Below are 21,120 nucleotides of genomic sequence, written 5' to 3'. Positions count from 1 at the left end.
GGGGCTCCAGCGGAGCGCCATGTCGACCGCGGCTCAGGCCACCACGGCGCTGACCCTGGCCTGGCAGGCACGCAGGCGCTCGATCAGGTCGGGCAGGGCCTCGGCGTCGAGTGCCGGGTCGCAGCCGCCGATGCGCTCGAACCAGGCCCGCGAGACGCAGAGGGTGTCCGCGGGCGTCTGGTGGCGCAGGCGCTGCCAGAGCTGCACCAGTCGCCCGGTGTTCGAGGTGGTCAACACCACGGCATCCCGGCTGTGCTTGTCGATGTCCTCCAGCGCCTTCGTCAGCCAGCCGACGGGGATGCTGCGCCCCCGGGCCGGGAACAGCAGCACCTGCCCCTGGCAGTGGGCTACGGCCGTATTGAGGCGATCCCCCAGGGGAGTCCCCTCGGTGGCCACGATGCGTATGTCATCCCCGCTTGCCAGGCGCAGCAGGCGCGGATCCTCGGTATCGTCGGCAAGCACCACTTCCAGGCGCAGGTCCCGACGCTGACGGAGCGGCCTGAGGGCTGCCAGGCGGCGGGGGAGGCCGGCACCCGCGGCGCGGGCATCGAGGAGGATGCTGCAGACGATCATGCTCGTGCCGGCTCCAGTGGTAGGTCGTGCGCGGGTCGGGCTGACATGGCGCCATCTCCGGAACCCGCGCCATCGCCGGCCGGCGCCGCCATGTAATTGAGTGTAGTTTTTGGTTGTGAAGCGTATCAATGGGGCGCTGGACTGATATTTCTGCCCGCGAGCCATGACCTTCCGACCGCCCTGAGCATGAGGTGCGCCATCGGCGGGCAAGGCGGCGCCAGGGCGTTTCAATATGGTGCGAAAAGGGGTGTTTGTGCACTTATATGGTGCATATGGGGGCGGGGCATGCCGGGTTCCCGGGGCTCCGGCTGGATGCTGGTGCAGGTGCTTTCTGAAAGACAGGATTGAAAGTTTTTTTAAATCAATTGGATAAGGGGTAAATGGAATGAAACGGTGCAAGGTTGGCACGCTGCCTGCATTGTTCTGGGCAGTGCCATGTTCGTGCATGGCGGTCGTGGGCAGCGCTGCCGCGGCATGCTACAACACGTGCTGGGATCGCCAGCGCCAGTGCATTACCAACAGCCCAAACCTTAGAGCCTAGCTCACAGTGGAGGACATCATGTCTGCCAAGACTCTCGCCCTGATTGAAGAACATGACGTGAAGTGGGTCGATCTGCGCTTCACCGACACCCGCGGCAAGGAGCAGCACGTCACCATCCCGGCCCGTGACGTCGACGAGGAATTTTTCGAGAACGGCCAGATGTTCGATGGTTCCTCCATTTCCGGCTGGAAGGGCATCAACGAGTCGGACATGATCCTGCGCCCGGAGGACGGCACCGCCTTCCTCGACCCCTTCACCGAGGACGCCACCCTGGTGCTGCGCTGCGATATCATCGAGCCGGCCACCATGCAGGGCTACGAGCGTGACCCGCGCTCCATCGCCAAGCGCGCCGAGGCCTATCTGCAGTCCTCCGGCCTGGGCGATACCGCCTTCTTCGGCCCGGAGCCCGAGTTCTTCATCTTCGACGAGGTGCACTGGAAGTCCGACATCGAGGGCTCCATGTACAAGATCACCTCGGAAGAGGGCGCCTGGTCCACCGACCGTCCGGTGGAAGGCGGCAACCTGGCCCACCGTCCGCGGGTCAAGGGCGGCTACTTCCCGGTCCCGCCGGTGGACAGCTTCCACGATATCCGCGGCGCCATGTGCAACACCCTGGAAGCCATTGGCCAGTCCGTCGAGGTGCACCACCACGAGGTGGCCAACGCCGGCCAGAACGAGATCGGTGTGAAGTTCAACACCCTCGTGAAGAAGGCCGACGAGGTCCAGGAGATGAAGTACGTGATCCACAACGTGGCCCACGCCTACGGCAAGACCGCCACCTTCATGCCCAAGCCGCTGGTCGGCGACAACGGCAGCGGCATGCACGTCCACCAGTCCTTCTGGAAGGAAGGCGTCAACCAGTTTGCCGGTGACGAGTACGCGGGCCTCTCCGAGATGGCGCTCTACTACATCGGCGGCATCATCAAGCACGCCCGTGCCCTGAACGCCTTCACCAACGCCTCCACCAACTCCTACAAGCGCCTGGTGCCGGGCTTCGAGGCGCCGGTGATGCTCGCCTACAGCGCCCGCAACCGCTCCGCCTCGCTGCGCATCCCCTACACCGCGAGCCCCAAGGGCAAGCGCGTCGAGACCCGCTTCCCGGACCCGACCGCCAACCCCTACCTGGCCTTCGCGGCGATGTTGATGGCCGGCATCGACGGCATCAAGAACAAGATCCACCCCGGCGACCCCATGGATAAGAACCTCTACGACCTGCCGCCGGAAGAGGGCAAGGCCGTGCCGACCGTGGCCCACAGCCTCGACCAGGCCCTGGAGGCGCTGGATGCCGATCGCGGCTTCCTGACCGAGGGTGGAGTGTTCACCGACGAGATGATCGATGCCTACATCGAACTGCTCAGCGAGGACGTGGAGCGCATCCGCATGACCACGCACCCGATCGAGTTCGACATGTACTACAGCTGCTGATCGAGGGCGGCCGACCGCCCGGGCCTGCCGGTCCGGGGCGGCTCGCCGTCACGCGCGTTGAGCGAAGAAGGGGTTCCGCCATGGCGGAACCCCTTTCTGTCATACACTATCCAAGGAAAGAATGAGCCAAGGACAGGATGAGGCAATCTCTCATGGCCGTTGCCGTCGGGCGGCGGTGGTAACGACGCAGGGGGTAGGCATGAACAAGGCACTCGTGATCCTGGCGCTGGGGCTGTCGGCCAGCCTCGCGGCCCAGGCCCAGACCATCTACCGCACCACCGATGCCCAGGGCAACGTGGTGTTCACCGACAACCCGGAGCGCGGCGGTGAGGAGGTCGTCCTCAAGCCGCTTACCGTGGTGCCCGGCCGCGGCGAGGTCCGCGAGGCCGGTGCGCCGGCGGTTGTTGACGGTGGCGGCAGCGGCAGTGGCGGCGGGGCAGCCGCCGGGCCGGGGCAGCCCTTCATGCCCTACGACAGCTTCGGCATCCTCTCGCCACGCCAGGAGGAGACCCTGCCGACCGGGGCCGCGGGCAACGTCCAGGTGTCCCTCGGCGTCCAGCCGGACCTGCGCGAGGACCATCGGGTGCGCCTGCTGGTGGATGGCCAAGTCAGCCAGACGGCCATGTACACCGATACCTTCATGCTCAATAACCTGGAGCGTGGCGAGCACGTGCTGCAGGCCGAGCTGCTGGATGGCAGCGGCGCGGTGCGCCATCGCACTTCGCCGGTGACCCTCTACGTGCAGCGGGCCAGCGTCAACCTGCCCCAGAACCCCAATAACCCGGGCAGCAATTAGCTTCCCCCTCGCCGGCCACATCGGCCGCTGTGTCCGGACGGCACCCACAGGCCCTGTCGCGAGCCCCCGCCCCGCGACGAGGGTCGCCTCGATGCCTTCGATCATGCTGACCGGGTGGGCGAGGGCAGCGCCTTCGATCACCTGGAACGGTTGCGCGACGACCGGGCCCCACGCCACCACGATGATGAGCGGGGGTGGCCGGCAGCCACGCCCCATCGCCATCCGTCCCACGCCTTCCCGCCCCCGGAGGGACGCTGACCGCCCCGCGCTCGCCCCGTCAGCGCTGCACGACAATGGGCGTTCGATGCCATCATGCACTAAAGTGGTGCGCAATGTCGGTGCAGCCCTGCCCCGATACGGCGCCATGCCGTGCGCCATGGGGTGGCGCGCTTCTTGCAGGAGCTTCTTACAAGAACTTCTTGCAATAGCTCCTGAAAGCGCCTCCTGCGGGAGGCCACAATCGGACCGGGCAGGACCTCCCCATGTACCAACGCTTGATGGAACACCTCACCACGGCGGTGCTGCTGCTCGATGGCGAGCTGCGGCTGCGCTGGATGAATCCGGCCGCCGAGGCGCTGCTGGCGATCAGCCTGAGCCGCTTGAAGGGGCTGCCCCTGCCGTCCCTGGTGGATGGTGGGGAGGAGATCGGCGAGCTGCTGGACAAGGCCCGCGACGAGTTCCACCCCTTCACCCAGCGCGAGGCGCGCCTGACCCTGGTCACCGGCGAGGTGCTGACCGTCGACTACACCGTCTCGCCGCTCTCCGCCGACGAGCTGCTGCTGGAGGTGCAGCCCCGCGACCGACTGCTGCGCATCTCCCGGGAGGAGGCGCTGCAGACCCGCCAGGAGACCATCAAGGTGCTTGCCCGGGGCCTGGCCCACGAGGTGAAGAATCCCCTGGGTGGCATCCGCGGTGCGGCCCAGCTGCTGGAACGCGACCTCGACGACCCCGGCCTGCAGGAGTTCACCCGCATCATCATCGAGGAGGTCGACCGGCTGCGTGACCTGGTCGACTCCATGCTGGGCCCCAACCGGATGATTCGCCACGAGCCGCTCAATATCCACAAGGTGCTGGAGCGGGTCCGCGCGCTGCTGATCGTCGAGCAGCCGGGGGTGTGGATCGAGCGCGACTATGATCCCAGCCTGCCGGACCTCGCCGGTGACGAGTCGCAGCTGATCCAGGCCGTGCTCAATGTGGCGCGCAATGCCGTGGAGGCGATGACCGAGGCCGACATCGCCTCGCCGCGGCTCACCCTGCGCACCCGCGCCCGCCGCCAGTTCACCCTGGGCGCCGAGCGTCATCGGCTGGTCTGCGAGGTGGCGATCATCGACAACGGCCCAGGGATTCCCGAGTCGCTGCGCGAGACCCTCTTCTACCCCATGGTCTCAGGCCGCGCCGAGGGCAGCGGCCTGGGGCTCTCCATCGCCCAGTCGATCCTGCACCAGCACCAGGGGCTGATCGAGTGCGACTCCGAGCCCGGCCATACCCAATTCCGACTGCTGATTCCGCTGGAGAAGCGCCATGACTGATGTCGCACGCGTGGTGGTCGTCGACGACGATCGCGCCATTCGCTGGGTGCTGGAGCGTGCCCTGGCCCAGCCCGACCTCGAGGTCGAGACCCTCGATCGGGCCGACCGTGCCCTGGAGCGCCTGCTCGAGGCGCCGCCGGATGTGCTGGTCACCGATATCCGCATGCCCGGGATCGATGGCCTGGACCTGATGGCCAAGGTGCGCGAGGTGCATCCGGAGCTGCCGGTGATCGTGATGACCGCCCACTCCGACCTCGACAGCGCCGTGGCCTCCTACCAGGGCGGCGCCTTCGAGTACCTGCCCAAGCCCTTCGACGTGGACGAGGCGTTGGCCCTGGTGCGCCGCGCCGTGGCCCATGCCCGTGAGCGGCGTCGTCCGGTCAGCGTGCCCGAGGGGCTGGATGCCGAGATCATCGGCGAGGCCCCGGCCATGCAGGAGGTGTTCCGCGCCATCGGCCGGCTGTCGCACTCGCATATCACCGTGTTGATCAACGGCGAGTCGGGGACCGGCAAGGAGCGGGTGGCCCGGGCGCTGCACCAGCACAGCCCGCGGACCGGCAAGCCCTTCATCGCCCTGAACATGGCGGCGATTCCCAAGGACCTGATCGAGTCGGAGCTGTTCGGTCACGAGAAGGGCGCCTTCACCGGCGCCACCGCCCAGCGTCAGGGACGCTTCGAGCAGGCCGACGGCGGCACCCTGTTCCTCGACGAGATCGGCGACATGCCCGCCGAGACCCAGACGCGCCTGCTGAGGGTGCTGGCCGACGGCGAGTTCTACCGGGTGGGGGGCCACACCTCGGTGAAGGTGGACGTGCGGATCATCGCCGCCACCCACCAGAACCTGGAGACCCTGGTGGAGGACGGCCGCTTCCGCGAGGACCTCTTCCACCGCCTCAACGTGATCCGCGTGCACCTGCCCCGGCTTTCCGAGCGTCGCGAGGACATCCCGCGGCTGGCGCGCCACTTCCTGGCCGAGGCGGCCAAGGAACTCGCCACCGACGTCAAGGTGCTGACCCCCGAGGCCGAGGCGCACCTCACCCGCCTGCCCTGGCCGGGCAACGTCCGCCAGCTGGAGAACACCTGCCGCTGGCTGACGGTGATGGCCTCCGGCCGTGAGGTGCTCGTCGAGGACCTGCCTCAGGAGCTGCGCGAGCCCGGGGCCACCCAGGGCAACACCGGTGACTGGCGCACCGCCTTTCGCGACTGGGCCGACCGGGCGCTGGCCGCGGGCCACACCCACCTGCTCGAGGAGGCCGTGCCGGACTTCGAGCGCATCCTGATCGAGACGGCGCTCAAGCACACCGGGGGGCGCAAGGGCGAGGCCGCCGAGCTGCTGGGCTGGGGGCGCAATACGCTGACGCGAAAGCTCAAGACGCTACTGCCGGCGCTGGCGGAGGGGGAGTAGCCGGGTCGGGCTAGGACGAAAGGCGCATTGTTGAGCGTGACGCCGCTGCCGTAGCGTCGATGCATAAGCAGCCTATCATTCAACAGGATGCCCCCATGTCCGCCGTACCAGAAGCGCTTCCGACGCGTGTCCAGGTCACCGAGGTGGGGCTGCGCGACGGCCTGCAGAACGAGCCCGTGCAGCTCCCCACCGGGGACAAGGCCGGGCTGGTCAGGGCGCTGGCGGCGGCGGGTGTCAGGCAGTTCGAGCTGACCTCCTTCGTCAGCCCGCGGGCCGTGCCGGCGCTGGCCGATGCCGCCGAGCTGGTGTCGGCCCTGCGCGATATCCCGGACCTGCACTTCTCCGCGCTGGTTCCGAACCTGCGCGGTGCCGAGCGTGCCCTGGACGCCGGGGTCGACTCGGTGGTGCTGTTCGTCTCTGCCTCCGCGACCCACAACGCCAAGAACGTCAATTGCCGTATCGAGGACTCCCTGGCGGCCTTCGAGCAGGTCGCCCGCCGCCTCGAGGGAAGCGGCATCGAGGTCCGCGGCGCCATCGCCACCGCCTTCGGCTGCCCCTTCGAGGGGGAGGTCGACGTCCAGGTGGTGGGGCGTATCGCCCGCCACTTCGCCGACCTCGGCGCGACGCGGCTGTCGCTGGGCGATACCACCGGCATGGCCACTCCCCCGCTGGTCAGCGAGCGGGTCCGTCACCTGCGCGAGGTCGTCCCCTCGCTGTCGCCGACCCTGCATTTTCACAACACCCGCGGCATCGGCCTGGCCAACGTCATGCAGGGGCTCTGGCTGGGGATCGACCGCTACGAGAGCGCCATCGGCGGGCTCGGCGGCTGCCCCTTCGCCCCGGGGGCGTCGGGCAACATCGCCAGCGAGGACCTGGTCTACCTGCTCGATGAGATGGGCATCGAGACCGGCATCGACCTCGAGGGCATGATCGAGGCCAGCCGACTGGCCTCCCGCCTAATGGGGCGGCCGCTCCCCGCCCAGGTCTCCAGGGCCGGGCCGCGCCTGGCCCTGGCCGACTGCTCCGCCGTTCCCACCGCAAGAGGCTGAAGATGACCGACCATCAATCCCCTGCCGCGGGTTCCCTCGCGGGCATTCGCGTCATCGACCTGACCCGGGTGATCTCCGGCCCCTTCTGTACCCAGATCCTGGGCGACCACGGTGCCGAGGTGATCAAGGTGGAATCGCCGGGGCAAGGCGACGTCGTGCGCTCCCAGGGCAACATGGTCAATGGCTTCAGCTGGTACTTCGCCCAGTTCAACCGCAACAAGCGCTCCGTGACGCTGGACCTGCGCCAGGAGGCGGGCAAGGCGGTGCTTCACCGGCTGATCGAGGAGGCCGATGTGCTGGTGGAGAACTTCCGGCCCGGCGTGCTGGGCAAGATGGGCCTCGACGACGCGACCCTGCGGGCGCAGTACCCGCGGCTGGTGGTCGGGCGCATCAACGGCTTCGGCTCCAGCGGTCCCTATCGCGACCGCCCGGCCTATGACTTCATTGCCCAGGCCATGAGCGGCTTCATGGGCGTCAATGGCCCGGCCGATGGCGAGCCCATGCGGGCGGCCCCACCGATCAGCGACATGGTGGCCAGCCAGAACCTGGCGTTCGGCATCTGTGCCGCCCTGGTGCGCCGCGAGCGCAGCGGCCAGGGGGACATCGTCGAGACCGCCCTGACCAACGGGCTGATCGGCATGATGGGGTACCTGGCCGCCGAGTTCTTCGCCACCGATCGCGTGCCGGCGCGTACCGGCAACGACCACCCGATGCTCTATCCCTATGGCCTGTTCAAGGCCAGCGATGGCGAGGTGGCCATCGCCCCCAGCAACGACACTATGGTGGAGCGCCTGCTCAAGGCCCTGGGCATGCTGCACCTGCTCGACGACGAACGCTTTGCCGACAATGCCCGGCGCATGGCCAACCGGGAGGCGCTGCGTGAGTGCCTGACGGCGGTGACCGAGACGCGCAGCGTCGCCGCCTGGATCGACCACCTCAACCGGGCCGGGGTGCCGTGCGGGCGCGTCCACGACCTGCGCGAGACCTTTGCCGACCCGCAGGTCCAGGCGCAGCAGATGCGGATCGACCTCGACCAGGGGGAGCTTGGCCGGATTCCCGTGACCGGCTTCCCGGTGAAGATGCAGGAGGCGCCGGCGGCGGTGCACCATCCCGTGCCCCGTCTCGGCGAGCACACCCGCGAGGTCCTGGCGGCGCTCGGCCTCGATGATGGCGAGTTGAAGGCCCTGGAGGCGCAGGGCGTGATTTGAACCTACCCTGCAGAGGGTCCCGGGCCCGGTGGGGCCCGTGGCCATGACAACCGTCGATATAACAACAACCGGAGGATCAACGAGATGCCAACCATGAAGCACGCTACCCGGGGGCTTGCCGCCTCGGCCCTGCTGGGCCTTGGCCTGGTCACCAGCATGCCCGGCCATGCCCTGCCCATCAGCGAGTGCATCGCCCCGGCGGATCCCGGCGGCGGCTGGGACTTCACCTGCCGCTCGGTGGGCAGGCTGCTGCTCGACCTGGAGCTGACGGACGGCCCGGTACAGGTCACCAATATGCCGGGCGGGGTGGGCGCCGTGGCCTTCGCCAACGTCGAGAGCAACCGCGCCGACGACAGTGACCTGATCGTCGCCACCAGCACCGTGGGGGTCACCCAGATCGCCCAGGGCAAGTATCCCGGCGGCGCCGATACCATGCGCTGGCTGGCCATGCTGGGCACCGATGTGGGCGTCATCCTGGTCGATGACGAGAGCGAGTACCAGAGCCTGGAGCAGCTGCTGGATACCCTGGTCGAGGATCCCGGTGCCCTGGCCGTTGCCGGCTCCAGCGGCGCCGGCGGCTGGGACCATATCCGGGCGCTGATGCTGGCCAAGGCGGCCGGCATGCCAGACGACCAGATCGGTAGCCTGCGCTGGGTGCAGTTCGACGGCGGCGGCCCGGCCGTGACCCAGATGATGGGCGGCCACGTGGATGTGGTCTCCACCGACCTGGGGGAGATCGCCGGCTTCATCGAGTCGGGGGACGTGCGCGTGCTGGCGGTGCTCTCCGAGGAGCCGCTGCCCGAGCCCTTCGCCGAGCTGCCCACCGCCGCCTCCCAGGGCTATGACGTGGCGGGCTACAACTGGCGCGGCTTCTACACCGGCGGCGAGGTCTCCGACGAGGACTATGCCGCCATGGTGGAGGACCTCCAGGCGCTCTACGACAGCGAGGAGTGGAAGGAGGTCGCCCAGCAGAACGGCCTGGTCCCGCTATGGCGCGGCGGCGATGAGTTCGACGCCTTCGTCCGTAAGTCCATCGACGAGGTGGAGGCCATTTCCCGGGAGATCGGGGTCATCCAGTGAGTGAGCCCCTGCAGGGCGACGCCGGGCGCGTGCCCGGCGTCATCGGCGATCGCATCGCCGGGGCCCTGCTGCTGGTGCTGGCGGTGGGTGCCTGGTGGCTCTCCCATGACCTGAAGTCGGGCTTCATGCAGCCCATCGGGCCCGGAGAATACCCGCGCCTGATCAGCCTCCCCCTGGCGGCGCTGTCGCTGCTGCTTGTCCTGCGTCCCGGCTTCAACCAGCGCTGGCCGGGGCGCGCCGCCCTGCTACGCCAGGCGCTGACCCTGCTGGTGCTGGCCAGCTACGCCGGTCTGGTCAAGCCGCTGGGTTTCCTGCCGGCCTCCCTGGTGACGGTGGTGCTGCTGATCCGCCTGTTCGGGGCCGCCTGGAAGCCCGCCCTGGCCAGCGGCGCCGTGCTCGCCCTGGCCCTCTACGCGCTGTTCGAATTCGCCCTCGGTATTCCGCTTCCCGACATGCCGGGCCTGGACTGGTAGCGCCGCGACATGGATATCCTCGCCTTCCTTGCCCAGGGCTTTGCCGTGGCCCTGGAGCCCCAGAATCTCTTGCTGGCGTTCATCGGCTGCGTCATCGGCACCTTGATTGGTGCGCTGCCCGGCCTGGGGCCGGTCAACGGCGTGGCGCTGATGATCCCGCTCTCCTTCAACTTCAGCCTGCCGGCCACGGGGGCGCTGATCCTGCTGGTCAGCGTCTACTACGGCTGCATGTATGGCGGGCGCATCAGCTCCATCGTGCTCAACATCCCCGGCGACGAGCCGGCCATGATGACCACCCTGGACGGTTACCCGATGGCGCTGCAGGGACGTGGCGGCGAGGCGCTGGGGCTCTCCGCGGTGGCCTCCTTCGTCGGCGCCGGGGTGGCGACCCTGGGACTGGCGCTGTTCGCCCCCCTGCTGGTGCAGTTCGCCATCCGCTTCGGCCCGGCGGAGTACTTCGCGCTCTTCGTGCTGGCCTTCGCCACCATCGGCGGGGTGACCGGCGGCAGCCTGGTCAAGAGCTTCATCGCCGCCTTCCTGGGGCTGCTGCTGGGCAGCGTCGGCATCGATGCGGTCAGCGGGGTGCCGCGCTACACCTTCGGACTCTACGAGCTCTACGACGGCATCGACTTCATCGTCGCCCTGGTGGGGCTGTTCGCCATCTCGGAGTGCCTGATCTACCTGGAGGACATCCGCGGCACCAGTCGTCCGACCCTGACGCTGGGCTCGGCGATGCCCGGCGTGCGCTCCGCCGGCCGCTGCGCGCCGACCATCGCCCGCGGCTCGCTGATCGGCTTCGTGGCCGGGGTGCTGCCCGGGGCCGGCGCGGCGCTGGGCAGCTTCCTCGCCTACATGCTTGAGAAGCGCTGGGTAGGGCGCAACGGCCGCTTCGGCCAGGGTGACCCGCGCGGCGTGGCGGCGCCCGAGGCCGGCAACAACGCCGCCGCCGGCGGGGCGCTGATCCCCATGCTGTCGCTGGGCATCCCCGGCAGCGGCACCACGGCAATCCTGCTGGCACTGCTGCTGTCGATGAACATCACCCCGGGGCCGCTGCTCTTCGAGCAGCAGCCGGAGATGGTGTGGGGGCTGGTGGCGGCGCTGGTGATCGGCAACTTCGTGCTGCTGGTGCTTAACGTGCCGCTGGTGAGCCTGTTCGCTAAGGTGCTGCAGGCGCCGGGCTGGTTCCTGATGCCGATGGTGGTGATGGTGGCCTTCGTCGGCGTCTATTCGCTCAACAACAGCGCCTTCGATCTCTACATGATGCTGGGCTTCGGGGTGCTGGGCTATGCGCTGCGCAAGCTGGAGATCCCCACGGTGCCGGTGGTGCTGGGCCTGCTGCTGGGCGGACAGATGGAGTTCAACCTGCGTCGCGCCATGTCGATCTCCGGCGGTGACTGGAGCATCCTGTGGAACAGCGGCATCTCGGTGGGCATCTACCTGTTCGCCGTCATCCTGATCGTCGCCGGCCTGGCCTACGCCTGGCTGATACGAGGGCGCCTGCAGTAGGCCTGCAAGACTGGGCGCCGGCGCCCGGGGCTGCCAGAATGGGCCATCCAAGGAGAGAACGCCCATGACGCAGATGAGCTGGGAGCGGCTGCTCGACCCGGGTCGCCTGCACGACCGGCGCGACGAGCGCCCCGGCGGCGGCCGCGACGAGATCGGCCGCAGCCCCTTCCACAAGGACCACGACCGCATCGTCTTCGCCGGCTCCTTCCGGCGCCTGGGGCGCAAGACCCAGGTGCACCCGCTGACCGACAACGACCATATCCACACCCGCTTGACCCACTCCCTGGAGGTGGGCTGCGTGGGGCGCTCGCTGGGAATGATCGTCGGCGAGCGGCTGAGCGGCCGCCTGCCCGACTGGATCACCCCGGCGGACCTGGGGGTGATCGTGCAGGCCGCCTGCCTGGGCCACGACATCGGCAACCCGCCCTTCGGCCATGCCGGCGAGTACGCCATCCGCGACTGGTTCGCCCGCGCCGCGGCCGATGGCGGCGGCCTGCTCGAGGGGCTCACCGAGCTCGAGCGCGAGGACCTGCTGACCTACGAGGGCAACGCCCAGGGCTTTCGCATCGTCACCCAGGTGGAGTACAACCAGTTCCGCGGCGGCATGCGCCTGACCACGGCCACGCTCGGCACCCTGCTCAAGTACCCCTGGACCGTGGAGCACGGCGGGGTGGCCGGCAAGTTCGGCTGCTACCAGAGCGAGCGCGAGCTGCTCGCCGAGGTGGCCGAGCGGCTGGGCCTGCTGCCCCGCGGCGAAGGGCGCTGGTGCCGCCACCCGCTGGCCTGGCTGGTGGAGGCCGCCGACGACATCTGCTACGCGCTGCTCGACCTGGAGGATGGCCTGGAGATGGGCATCCTGCGCTTTGACGAGGTGGCCGGGATCCTGATCCAGATCGCCGGTGGCGAACCCGCCGACTATGCCACCATGCAGCGCCACGGGGTCTCCCAGCGGCGGCGCATCGCCGCCCTGCGCGGCGCGGCCATGGAGCGGGCGGTCAACGACGTGGGCGCGGTGTTCGTGCAGCACGAGGCGGAGCTGCTGAGCGGGCGCCTCAAGGACGACCTGCTGGAGCTCTGCCACCCCGACCTGGGCTGGGGGGTGAAGGCGGCCAAGCAGCTGGCCCGCGAGCGGATCTTCCAGAACGAGCGCAAGGCCAAGCTGGAAATTGGCGCTTATACGACGTTGGGGATTCTTCTGGAGGCCTTTATCGGGGCGGCCCATGAGCTGCACCACCACGGGCGCTCCACCTTCAAGCACCAGCGGGTGCTGGCGCTGATCGGCGAGAACACCCCGCGCCCCTCCTGGAGCCTCTACGACAGCTACCGGCGCATGCTCGACTTCATCGGCGGCATGACCGACCACTATGCCGTGGACCTGGCCCAGGAGATGGGTGGCCGGCTGCGGGGCGACTGAGATGGCGCTGCCATGGGCCGCCGCGGCCGGCTGGCGGAGTGCGCTGCTGGGCCTGGCGCTGCTGCTGGCGGCCTTGCCGTCGCTGGCCGAGGGGCCCCTCGAGACGCTCGAGCGGGAGGGCTTCGACCACTACACCCTGGCGCTGACCTGGCATCCCGGCTTCTGCGCGAGCCGCTCGCGCCCGCCCCGGGAGTGCCGTGAACCGGACCTGCGCGACGGGACGGAGCAGGGCTTCGTGCTGCACGGCCTGTGGCCCTCGCTGCCCGAGCGCTTCGCCACGCGGGGCATCGACCGGCGCCGCTGGTGGCGGGAAGGGTGCTTTCTCGAGACGCCGCGGCCCGACGGCAGCTTGTGCCGTGCCCACTCGCCCCTCGAGCTGCCGGCGGCACTGGGGGAGGCGCTGGATGCCGCCATGCCGGGGCGCGCCAGCTGCCTGGACCGCTACCAGTATGCCAAGCACGCCGCCTGCCTGGCGTTGCCCGAGGCGGCGTACTTCGCGGCCTCGGTGGCGCTGCTGGAGACGGTCAACGCCAGTGCCTTCGCGGCCTTCGTGACCCTCAACCAGGGCGGCGAGGTGGGCCGCAACGCGCTGATCAATGCCTTCGAGGCGGCCTTCGGCGAGGGCACGGGGCGCGCGCTGCGCCTGGAGTGCCGCGGGCGCGGCAATCGCCTGCTCACCGAGGTGCGCATCGGCATCGATGCCGCTCGCCTGGCGGCCTTCCCGGCGGCGGAGGGCCTGGTGCGCCAGGACCGTGGCCGCTGCGCGACCCGGGTGCGCATCGCCACCTTCGACTGATCAGACCGAGGGGCCCTCCAGGGGCGGCAGGTCCAGCAGGCTGGCGCGATGGCGCAGGGCGATGATCACGGCGTCGTGGGTGGCGTCGTCGACCTCGCCCAGCCGGGTCGCGGTGAGCCGCCTGGCCAGGTCGACGCCACCCACCACCAGCAGGTCGTCCGGTGCCTGGCTGTTGTCGATCTCCCAGCCGGGCAGGGCCAGCACGCCCTTGACCGGTACCGGGCCGCCCACCTGGTGCTCGAGCCAGCCGGTCAGCCAGCGCGTGGCCTGGCGGGTCTTGCGCAGCGGGCGACGCTCGCTCCAGCCCGGGAAGCGCAGGCGGTCCGGTTCCACGGCGACCAGGTTGACCTCGCGGCCGCCGGGGGTGATGGCGGGGGTGCGGGCGCGGGTCTCGACCGCGAAGATGCCGTGGGGGGTAACCGCCACATGGTCGATGGTATAGCCATCGCCGGGCACGTCGTGGAAGACGAAGTAGGGATGCGCCTCGGGACGGATCAGCCGCTCGAGCTCCTGGCCCACGGCGAGTTCACAGGCCAGTCCCAGCTTCAGCCGGCGGATGCGCTGGAAGTCGCGGATCAGCAGGAAGCAGAACACCAGTGCCAGCAGGGTGCAGAGCGCCCCGTAGAGCGCCCACTCGATCCAGTCCTGCTCGCTGGAGAAGAGCATGCGGCCCATGCCGTAGACCAGTGGCGCCAGGGTGACGATGGGGCCCAGGGCGCCATCGAGGAAGAGGCCGGCGAAGGCGCGGTCAAGGCGGTCGCGCAGGGCCTGGCCGGGCTCGCGCAGCGGATGGGCGTCGAAGGGCGAGCGTACCCGGGCATCATGCAGGTTGCGCAGCGCCACCACGATCACCGCGGTGGCCGCCAGCGGGAAGAGGAAGATCAGCGGGAGCAGGTATTCCAGCCAGGCCATCGGGATTCCTTGCCCTGAGGGGGGAGCGTCCATTCTAGACAACCTAGCCCTCGCGGGGCCATGCTCTTTCGGCGTGACGGGCGAGGGATGAACGATGGGGCATGAGGAGGCAGGCGTGAGACAGGCAACAGCAGCGACACAGACCCATGACCTCGAGGCGCTCGCCGACTTCGTCGCGCGGCACCCGCGGCTGGCGGTGCTCACCGGCGCCGGCATCAGCACCGCCAGCGGCATCCCCGACTATCGCGACGACCGCGGCGACTGGAAGCGCCCGCCGCCCATGCAGCACCAGGTGTTCATGGCCAGCCATGCGGCGCGCCAGCGCTACTGGGCACGGGCCCTGGTGGGCTTTCGTGCCCTGCAGGACGCGACGCCCAATGCGGCGCATCAGGCCCTGGCGCGGCTCGAGGCGCTGGGCCATGTCGGCGGGGTGATCACCCAGAATGTCGATGGCCTGCACCAGCGGGCCGGCTCGCGGCGGGTGATCGACCTCCACGGGCGTGCCGACAGGGTGCGCTGCATGGGCTGCGGTGCCCGGCGCATGCGCCATGACCTGCATGCCGAGCTGGCCGACCGCAATCCGCTCTGGCGGGAGGCCGGTGCCCGGGCGGGCCCGGACGGCGATGCCGACCTGGAGGCCGACTTCTCGGGGTTCCGGGTGCCGGGCTGCACGCGCTGCGGCGACGGCATCTACAAGCCCGACGTGGTGTTCTTCGGCGACAGCGTGCCGCGCGCCACCGTGGAGGCCGCCTTCGCCCTGCAGGCCGAGAGCGATGCCCTGCTGGTAGTGGGCTCCTCGCTGATGGTCTTCTCAGGCTTCCGCTTCGCCCGGGCGGCGGCCCGGGAGGGCCAGCCCATCGCCTGTCTCAACCTCGGCCGCACCCGGGCCGATGATCTCTACGCGCTGAAGGTCCAGGCCCCCGCCGAGGCCCTGGCTGCGCTGTGCGAGATGCTGGAGGATGCCTCGCCCCGAGGGATCAGCCGCCGGCCAGCCTGACCTGGTAGCCGCGCTTCTCGAGCTCGCCCTTGAGCAGCTCGCGGTGGTCGCCCTGGATCTCGACGATGCCCTCCTTTACCGCCCCGCCGGTGCCGCAGCGCTTCTTGAGTGCCTTGGCCAGGGCCTTGAGCTCGCCGGCGGGCAGCGGGATGCCCTCGATGGTGGTCACGCCCTTGCCCTTGCGGCCGCTGGTCTCACGGCGGATGCGCACGATGCCGTCCAGGTCGGCCAGGCGGGCCTGCTCGGCCCGCTCGTCGCAGTCGCACTCGGCCAGGGGGCGGCGGCACTCCGGGCAGGTATCGCCATGTTCGGTGGAGTAGACCAGGCCGCCGAGCTGTTCCTTCAGGGATGCCATGTCGGCCTCCTCACGGTCGAGAGTGTCCGGGCGATGATAGCCCTGCCGTCGGCGCTCTGCATCCGTGAAGACGCTGTCCACAGGCGGTCTGGCGGGAAGGGTGTGGATATCAGGCGTGGGCGGCCAGGGCGCGGCTACTCTCCAGGTGGCCGATCACCGTGGGCAGCTGGAACATGTTGCTGATCATGATGGCGCCCGCCGGCGTCTCCTCGACGTCGGGGAAGCGGTTGAGGTGGATCACCGTCATGCCGGCGGCCAGGGCACCCCTGACACCCACCAGGGCATCGTCGATGACCACGCACTCCTCGGGGGCGAAGCCCATCAGGCTGGCGGCATGGCGGAACAGGCAGGGGTCGGGCTTCCAGCAGTTGGCCGTGTAGGCACTGAACAGGCGATTACCGAATACCTCGGCGAGCCCGGTGGCCGCAAGCGAGGTACGGATCTTGTTCTCCGGGCCATTGGAGACCACCCCCATGGGGTGGCCTGCGAGGGCGGCCAGGGCCTGGGTGGCGCCTTCGATGGCGATCAGCTCGCTGGCCAGGCGCCGGTTAAGGTTGGCGCGCATGCGGCACTCGAGGGTGTCGAGCCGGGCCGGGTCTACGCTGCCGTGGCGCTGCTCCAGTTCGGCGACGATGTGGCGAAAGCGGGCCCCGCGGAACTCTCCCATGTAGTCGCTGGCCTGGAAGGGCAGGCCGGCGTCGGTCAGGCTGGACGACATCTCGTCGGCGAGCAGTGGCTCGCTGTCGACCAGGGTACCGTCGCAATCGAAGAGCAGGCAGAGGGGGCGTGCCATCACCGGGCCTCACGATGAATCAGAACGTTATAAGATCATTGTTACAGATATCGGGTCTTCCTGCCCAATATTAAAGTCCAGTTTCCCTATTTTGTGAACAGTGTTCTTGAATCTCGGGGTGACAACAGGTGTCAGGGCTTCACGGCTTCCAGGGTGTGGCGAAGCACGAGGTCGAGCGCGCGGCGAGCCCGGGAGACGCCGGGTGCCGGCCGCTGCCCGAGCCCATCACGGCGATGGCGTTCGCGATCACCGCAGGCTCATGCCTATACTGACGGCGCGTCACGGCCAGGAGCAGGACCATGAATCTCGAACGCGTCGTCTTCGGCTTTTTCATCATCCTTACCCTGAGCCTCAATTACGCGTTCGTCGTGGGTGGCGTCGAGTCCCCGGCCCACCACAATGTCTGGATTCTCACGCTCACCATCATCGCCAACCTGGTCGCGATCGGCCTGAAACTGGGGGATCGCTCGCAGACTGGGGCGTTGCTGCTGGCGTCCGGCCTGGTTGCCGGCCTTCTGCTGATCACGGCGCGCGTCGTCTGGATCGTCGCGGATCCCGTTGGCGGGGGCGGACCGGGGCCCGGGGACATGGCCGATATCGTCTCGATCGCCACGGGAGCGCTGGTCGCGAATATCGTCGCGACGGCGATTCTGGTGGGCGATACGCTGCTCTCGCGCCGCTAGCAGGCCGCGCGGATCGGTTCAGCGTGGCCGCCGCGATCCAGGACAGGCAGATGGAGGGTTGAACGCATGACGCCGACCTCCGATCTCGACCGGGTGACGATGATCGTCCTGCGCTATATGCGCCGGCCGCTGTTCGCGCTGCTGTTCGTGTATTCGGTGGGCATCATGGGCATGGCCCTGATGCCAGGCCAGGTCGTCGATGGTGAGACGACCAACATGAGTCTCTTCCACGCCTTCTATTTCTTCACCTACACGGCGACCACCACCGGTTTCGGCGAACTGCCCAACGGCTTCAGCGAGGAGCAGCGCCTGTGGACGATCTTCTGTCTCTATACCGGCGCCACCGCCTGGTTCTATGCGATCGGCTCCCTGATTCGCCTGGTTCAGAACCCCCATTTCAGCCAGGCCATGGATGGGTTCCGCTTCGCCCGCAAGGTCAAGCAGTACAGGGAGCCTTTCGTCATCCTCTGCGGTTTCGGCGATACCGGCAGCCTGCTTGCCCGGGGCCTGAGCGACCACCGTATGCGCGCGGTGATACTCGATTCCGACCCCGAACGCATCAAGGCACTGGGCGTGCGCGATTACTCGGTCGCGATGCCGGGACTCTGCGCGGACACCAGTGCGCCGAAACACCTCCTGGCCGCGGGAGTCGAACATCCCGCGTGTCGGGCCCTGGTCGCGCTGACCAACGATGACGACGTCAATCTCAAGATCGCGGTGATGGCACGGCATCTGAACCCGCGGCTCAGGGTCATCTGTCGTTCGACCTCGGCGCGCCACGAGGCCAATCTGCGGGCACTGGACAACGTCACGGTCGTCGACCCGTTCGAGATCTTCGCCCAGCTCCTTCACTGGGCGATCGTCCGTCCCGAACTGCACAACCTCAATTCGTGGTTCGTGGGCGCTCGTGGCGTCAAGCTCGGGGTACCGCTAGAGGTTCCGCGCGGCGACTGGATCCTGTGCGGGTACGGACGGATGGGGCACTGGATCCATCGCTACCTCGAGGCCCAGGGCGTCGGCGTGCGGATCATCGATCCGGAAGTGGACACCGAAGAGGCCGGAGACGGTGCGGTCATGGTCCAGTCGCACGCCGATCATTTGGCTCTGGTGACCGCGGGGATCGAGAATGCGGCCGGGGTCGTTGCCGCGACCGATCGCGATGCCGACAATCTCAGCACGCTGCTGTCGGTGACGGAGCTCAATCCGCAGGCGTTTCGCATCGTGCGCCAGAACCGTCATGAGAACCAGGTCGCGTTCGATGCCGCGCGGGCCGACCTGGTCCTCCAGCACAGCCTGACAACGGCGCGCCGGATCCTGAAGCTGCTGATCTCGCCGCTTGTCCAGGAACTGATCGAATGGCTCGCTGAACAGGAACCGGCCCAGACGCAAGGCCTGGTGGCCCGCCTGCAGGTAGCCACGGGCACGGAACCCCCGCACCTGTGGTCGGTCAGGCTGGTCCCGGGGGAGGCCCCGGCGGTGACTGACTATCTGGAAGCCGGTGGTGTTGTGACGTTGGGTGCGCTGTGTCGCGATGCGCGTGCGTTCCCGGAAGCGCTCCCGTGCGTCGCGCTCGCCGTTCGCCGGGCGGGCCATTCGATCATGCTGCCGGATGAGGAGTGTCCGCTCGACGCCGGTGACGAGATCCTCTTCTGCGGCATCCAGTGGGTGGAACACATGCTGCAGGCGACGCTGCATAATCCCTATACGCTGCGCTATGTCGTCACCGGGGTCGATGCACCGCGCGGGGTCCTGTTCGCATGGCTGGAGGAGAGGCGACGTCGAGTCATGGGCCCAGCAGCAGGGCGAGCGCCCCGGCCAGGTAGCAGGCGATGATACCGACACTCTCGAAGCCGATGCGGCCAGGGCCCTGGCGCTCGCGATGGATCATCCCGACCATCAGGATGCCGGTCATCAGCAGCGACAGGGCGACCCACAACGCGACCGTGTCGGGAATGGCGTGGTAGACCGAGCCACCCCTGTAGGCGATGTCCGAGGCCGCGACGAACAGGGTGTCGAAGGCGTTGCCGCCGATGATGCCCGCCACGGCCAGGGTCAGGGCGCCGCGCCGCACCGCCGCCACCGAGGTCACCAGCTCCGGCAGCGAGGTCACCACCGCCGTCATCAGCGCCCCCACCACCGACTGCCCGAGGCCGGTCTGCTCGGCGATCACCGCGGCACAGCGCTCCAGCAGCCAGCCGCTGATGCCGAGCATCGCCGCCAGGGCCACGAAGGAGAGCCAGAGCCTTGTCGCCGAGCGCTTCATGGCCCGCTCGTCGGGCACGTCGGGCTGGGTCTCCCGGGTCTGGGCGGGTCGCCACATGGGGTTGTCGCGGCTGCGATCCACCAGGCGCAGGCCGAACAGGTAGCCGAGCAGCAGCAGCGGAGTGACGGGGTGCACCTGCCATAGCGTCCACTCGGGGGCGAAGCGTCCCACCAGCACCAGCGACAGCAGGCACAGCAGCAGGCCTGCCTGCATCAGGTTGCCCAGCGAGGCCGCGGCATGTTCCAGGTTGGCGCGCCGGTGGGTGATGTCGGCGATGGTCAGGAACAGCGTCTGCACGGCAATGCCGCCCAGGGCGTTGCTCATCGCCAGGGTCGGACGGTCGGCCAGCGCCGCCGAGACCGACACCACGATGCCCGAGAGGGAGGTGGCCATGCCCAGCAGTACCGCGCCGGCGATGGCCTCGCCGAGGCCGGTGCGATCCGCCAGGTCGTCGACGATCCCGGTCAGCCGGGTCCCCACGACGCCAATCACCAGGGCGCAGCCGCCGAACAGCAGCAGGGCCATGCCGAGGGACGGCTCGTCCAGCAGCGACGTCATGGGGTTCGTTTCCCGACCCTGGCGGTCGTGTCCCTTGCCGCCGGGCGTGGCGAGAGCACTGCGCTGTCCATGGAGGCTCCTGGGGGCGGGGTATCGAGACGAGCGTAGCGCGTTATGCCCCGCCTGGGCAGGGGGCCGAACGCCTTGCGGTGAGTGTGCGACCTGGGACCATGTGCCAGATCTCGCCACCCGTGAAGCGGATCAGGGCGGTGGATCCCAGTGCGCATCTATTATTTATCTTATTGAAATAAATGGTTTTATATCTTCCTTTTGGCATCCTGGCCCGATGGGTGCAGCTCGTAGGGTGAGCAACACGGCCGGCATGAGCCGCCCGCTATCACAGGGGGGCACCGGCCGGGACGTAAAGCCAGGCGGCTTTCACAATCTCGCCAGTCCACGATTCGATGGAGGTGTGAACATGATGTCCAAGGAAACTCTCAAGAAGCTCGGTATCCTCGGTGTGTCCTTCGGCCTGATCGCCAGCCCGCTGGCTTTTGGCGGTGGTGATGAGGAGTACGAACCCGCCACCACCACGGAGCAGGAGGAGTCCAGCGACTCCGGTGAGGCCATGGGCTCCAGCGACAATGCCGGCGCCAGCGTTACCAGCACCGAGTACGAGAACGAGGAGCAGGAGAAATCGGAGTGGGAAACCTCTGGCTCCGATGACGGCTCCGACCAGGAGTACGAGGAGGCAGAGGAAGAGTGGGATGAGCCCGAAGAGGGCGAGGACGACGAGGAGTCCACCTGGTAAGGCTCTGGGCGAG

General features: G+C 68.6%; 20 protein-coding genes. 15 read left to right on the top strand and 5 right to left on the bottom strand.

Going from position 1 to position 21,120, the window contains the following annotated elements; all coding sequences use genetic code 11:
- Positions 1–33 precede the first annotated feature (33 nt).
- The gene (locus M8009_RS15325; RefSeq protein ID WP_250062763.1) at positions 34–573 is read right to left on the bottom strand and encodes a glycosyltransferase; all 540 of its coding nucleotides are present in this window, start codon (positions 571–573) and stop codon (positions 34–36) included.
- Between the two features lie 559 nt (positions 574–1,132).
- On the opposite strand from M8009_RS15325, the gene glnA reads away from it, so the two are divergent.
- The 11 genes from glnA (at position 1,133) to M8009_RS15270 (ending at position 13,795) form a co-directional block, all read left to right on the top strand.
- Positions 1,133–2,539 (top strand): glutamate--ammonia ligase, encoded by a 1,407-nt coding sequence (glnA, locus tag M8009_RS15320; protein ID WP_250062762.1) that lies wholly within the window; start codon positions 1,133–1,135, stop codon positions 2,537–2,539.
- A 199-nt stretch (positions 2,540–2,738) separates the two neighbouring features.
- The gene (locus M8009_RS15315) at positions 2,739–3,335 is read left to right on the top strand and encodes a DUF4124 domain-containing protein (protein WP_250062761.1); all 597 of its coding nucleotides are present in this window, start codon (positions 2,739–2,741) and stop codon (positions 3,333–3,335) included.
- Between the two features lie 482 nt (positions 3,336–3,817).
- Entirely contained in the window at positions 3,818–4,864 is a 1,047-nt protein-coding gene (glnL, locus tag M8009_RS15310; RefSeq protein WP_250062760.1) for a nitrogen regulation protein NR(II), read from the top strand.
- Positions 4,857–6,269: a nitrogen regulation protein NR(I) gene (glnG, locus tag M8009_RS15305; protein WP_250062759.1), complete on the top strand. Its 1,413-nt coding sequence runs from the start codon at positions 4,857–4,859 to the stop codon at positions 6,267–6,269. The genes glnL and glnG overlap by 8 nt, the downstream gene beginning before the upstream one ends.
- A gap of 95 nt (positions 6,270–6,364) precedes the next feature.
- Complete coding sequence (locus M8009_RS15300) at positions 6,365–7,318, top strand: hydroxymethylglutaryl-CoA lyase (protein ID WP_250062758.1); 954 nt, start codon at positions 6,365–6,367, stop codon at positions 7,316–7,318.
- A 2-nt stretch (positions 7,319–7,320) separates the two neighbouring features.
- Positions 7,321–8,526: a CaiB/BaiF CoA transferase family protein gene (locus M8009_RS15295; protein ID WP_250062757.1), complete on the top strand. Its 1,206-nt coding sequence runs from the start codon at positions 7,321–7,323 to the stop codon at positions 8,524–8,526.
- Positions 8,527–8,619: 93 nt separating this feature from the next.
- Positions 8,620–9,606: a Bug family tripartite tricarboxylate transporter substrate binding protein gene (locus M8009_RS15290; RefSeq protein ID WP_250062755.1), complete on the top strand. Its 987-nt coding sequence runs from the start codon at positions 8,620–8,622 to the stop codon at positions 9,604–9,606.
- On the top strand, positions 9,603–10,079 hold the full coding sequence (locus M8009_RS15285; RefSeq protein ID WP_250062753.1) for a tripartite tricarboxylate transporter TctB family protein: 477 nt from the start codon (positions 9,603–9,605) through the stop codon (positions 10,077–10,079). Before M8009_RS15290 ends, M8009_RS15285 begins: the two co-directional genes overlap by 4 nt.
- Positions 10,080–10,088: 9 nt before the next feature.
- The gene (locus M8009_RS15280) at positions 10,089–11,585 is read left to right on the top strand and encodes a tripartite tricarboxylate transporter permease (protein ID WP_250062746.1); all 1,497 of its coding nucleotides are present in this window, start codon (positions 10,089–10,091) and stop codon (positions 11,583–11,585) included.
- A 64-nt stretch (positions 11,586–11,649) separates the two neighbouring features.
- A complete protein-coding gene (locus M8009_RS15275; protein WP_250062744.1) occupies positions 11,650–12,999 on the top strand; it encodes a deoxyguanosinetriphosphate triphosphohydrolase in 1,350 nt (449 codons plus the stop codon).
- Position 13,000: 1 nt separating this feature from the next.
- Positions 13,001–13,795: a ribonuclease T2 family protein gene (locus tag M8009_RS15270; RefSeq protein WP_250062742.1), complete on the top strand. Its 795-nt coding sequence runs from the start codon at positions 13,001–13,003 to the stop codon at positions 13,793–13,795.
- On the opposite strand, the gene M8009_RS15265 is transcribed toward M8009_RS15270, so the two are convergent.
- A complete protein-coding gene (locus M8009_RS15265) occupies positions 13,796–14,707 on the bottom strand; it encodes a nuclease-related domain-containing protein (RefSeq protein WP_250062740.1) in 912 nt (303 codons plus the stop codon).
- Between the two features lie 115 nt (positions 14,708–14,822).
- Here M8009_RS15265 and M8009_RS15260 point away from each other — a divergent pair, with 115 nt between their 5' ends.
- Positions 14,823–15,704: an NAD-dependent protein deacetylase gene (locus tag M8009_RS15260; RefSeq protein WP_250062739.1), complete on the top strand. Its 882-nt coding sequence runs from the start codon at positions 14,823–14,825 to the stop codon at positions 15,702–15,704.
- Here M8009_RS15260 and M8009_RS15255 read toward each other — a convergent pair.
- A complete protein-coding gene (locus tag M8009_RS15255; protein ID WP_250062737.1) occupies positions 15,685–16,059 on the bottom strand; it encodes a translation initiation factor Sui1 in 375 nt (124 codons plus the stop codon). The genes M8009_RS15260 and M8009_RS15255 overlap by 20 nt on opposite strands.
- Before the next feature lie 109 nt (positions 16,060–16,168).
- A complete protein-coding gene (locus tag M8009_RS15250) occupies positions 16,169–16,852 on the bottom strand; it encodes an HAD family hydrolase (protein WP_250062735.1) in 684 nt (227 codons plus the stop codon).
- 299 nt (positions 16,853–17,151) lie between these two features.
- Between M8009_RS15250 and M8009_RS15245 the strand changes: the two genes are divergently transcribed.
- Complete coding sequence (locus M8009_RS15245) at positions 17,152–17,535, top strand: DUF6394 family protein (protein WP_250062733.1); 384 nt, start codon at positions 17,152–17,154, stop codon at positions 17,533–17,535.
- A 66-nt stretch (positions 17,536–17,601) separates the two neighbouring features.
- Entirely contained in the window at positions 17,602–19,368 is a 1,767-nt protein-coding gene (locus M8009_RS15240; protein WP_250062731.1) for a potassium channel family protein, read from the top strand.
- Here the strand turns inward: M8009_RS15240 and M8009_RS15235 are convergent.
- The gene (locus M8009_RS15235; RefSeq protein ID WP_250062730.1) at positions 19,319–20,356 is read right to left on the bottom strand and encodes a sodium:calcium antiporter; all 1,038 of its coding nucleotides are present in this window, start codon (positions 20,354–20,356) and stop codon (positions 19,319–19,321) included. The two genes, M8009_RS15240 and M8009_RS15235, sit on opposite strands and share 50 nt — an antisense overlap.
- 418 nt (positions 20,357–20,774) lie before the next feature.
- Between M8009_RS15235 and M8009_RS15230 the strand changes: the two genes are divergently transcribed.
- Entirely contained in the window at positions 20,775–21,107 is a 333-nt protein-coding gene (locus M8009_RS15230) for a hypothetical protein (protein WP_250062728.1), read from the top strand.
- Positions 21,108–21,120 lie beyond the last annotated feature (13 nt).

It is taken from the genome of Halomonas gemina, assembly GCF_023554995.1.
Lineage (GTDB): Bacteria > Pseudomonadota > Gammaproteobacteria > Pseudomonadales > Halomonadaceae > Halomonas > Halomonas gemina.
This window is presented reverse-complemented; position numbering and strand designations above follow the sequence as displayed.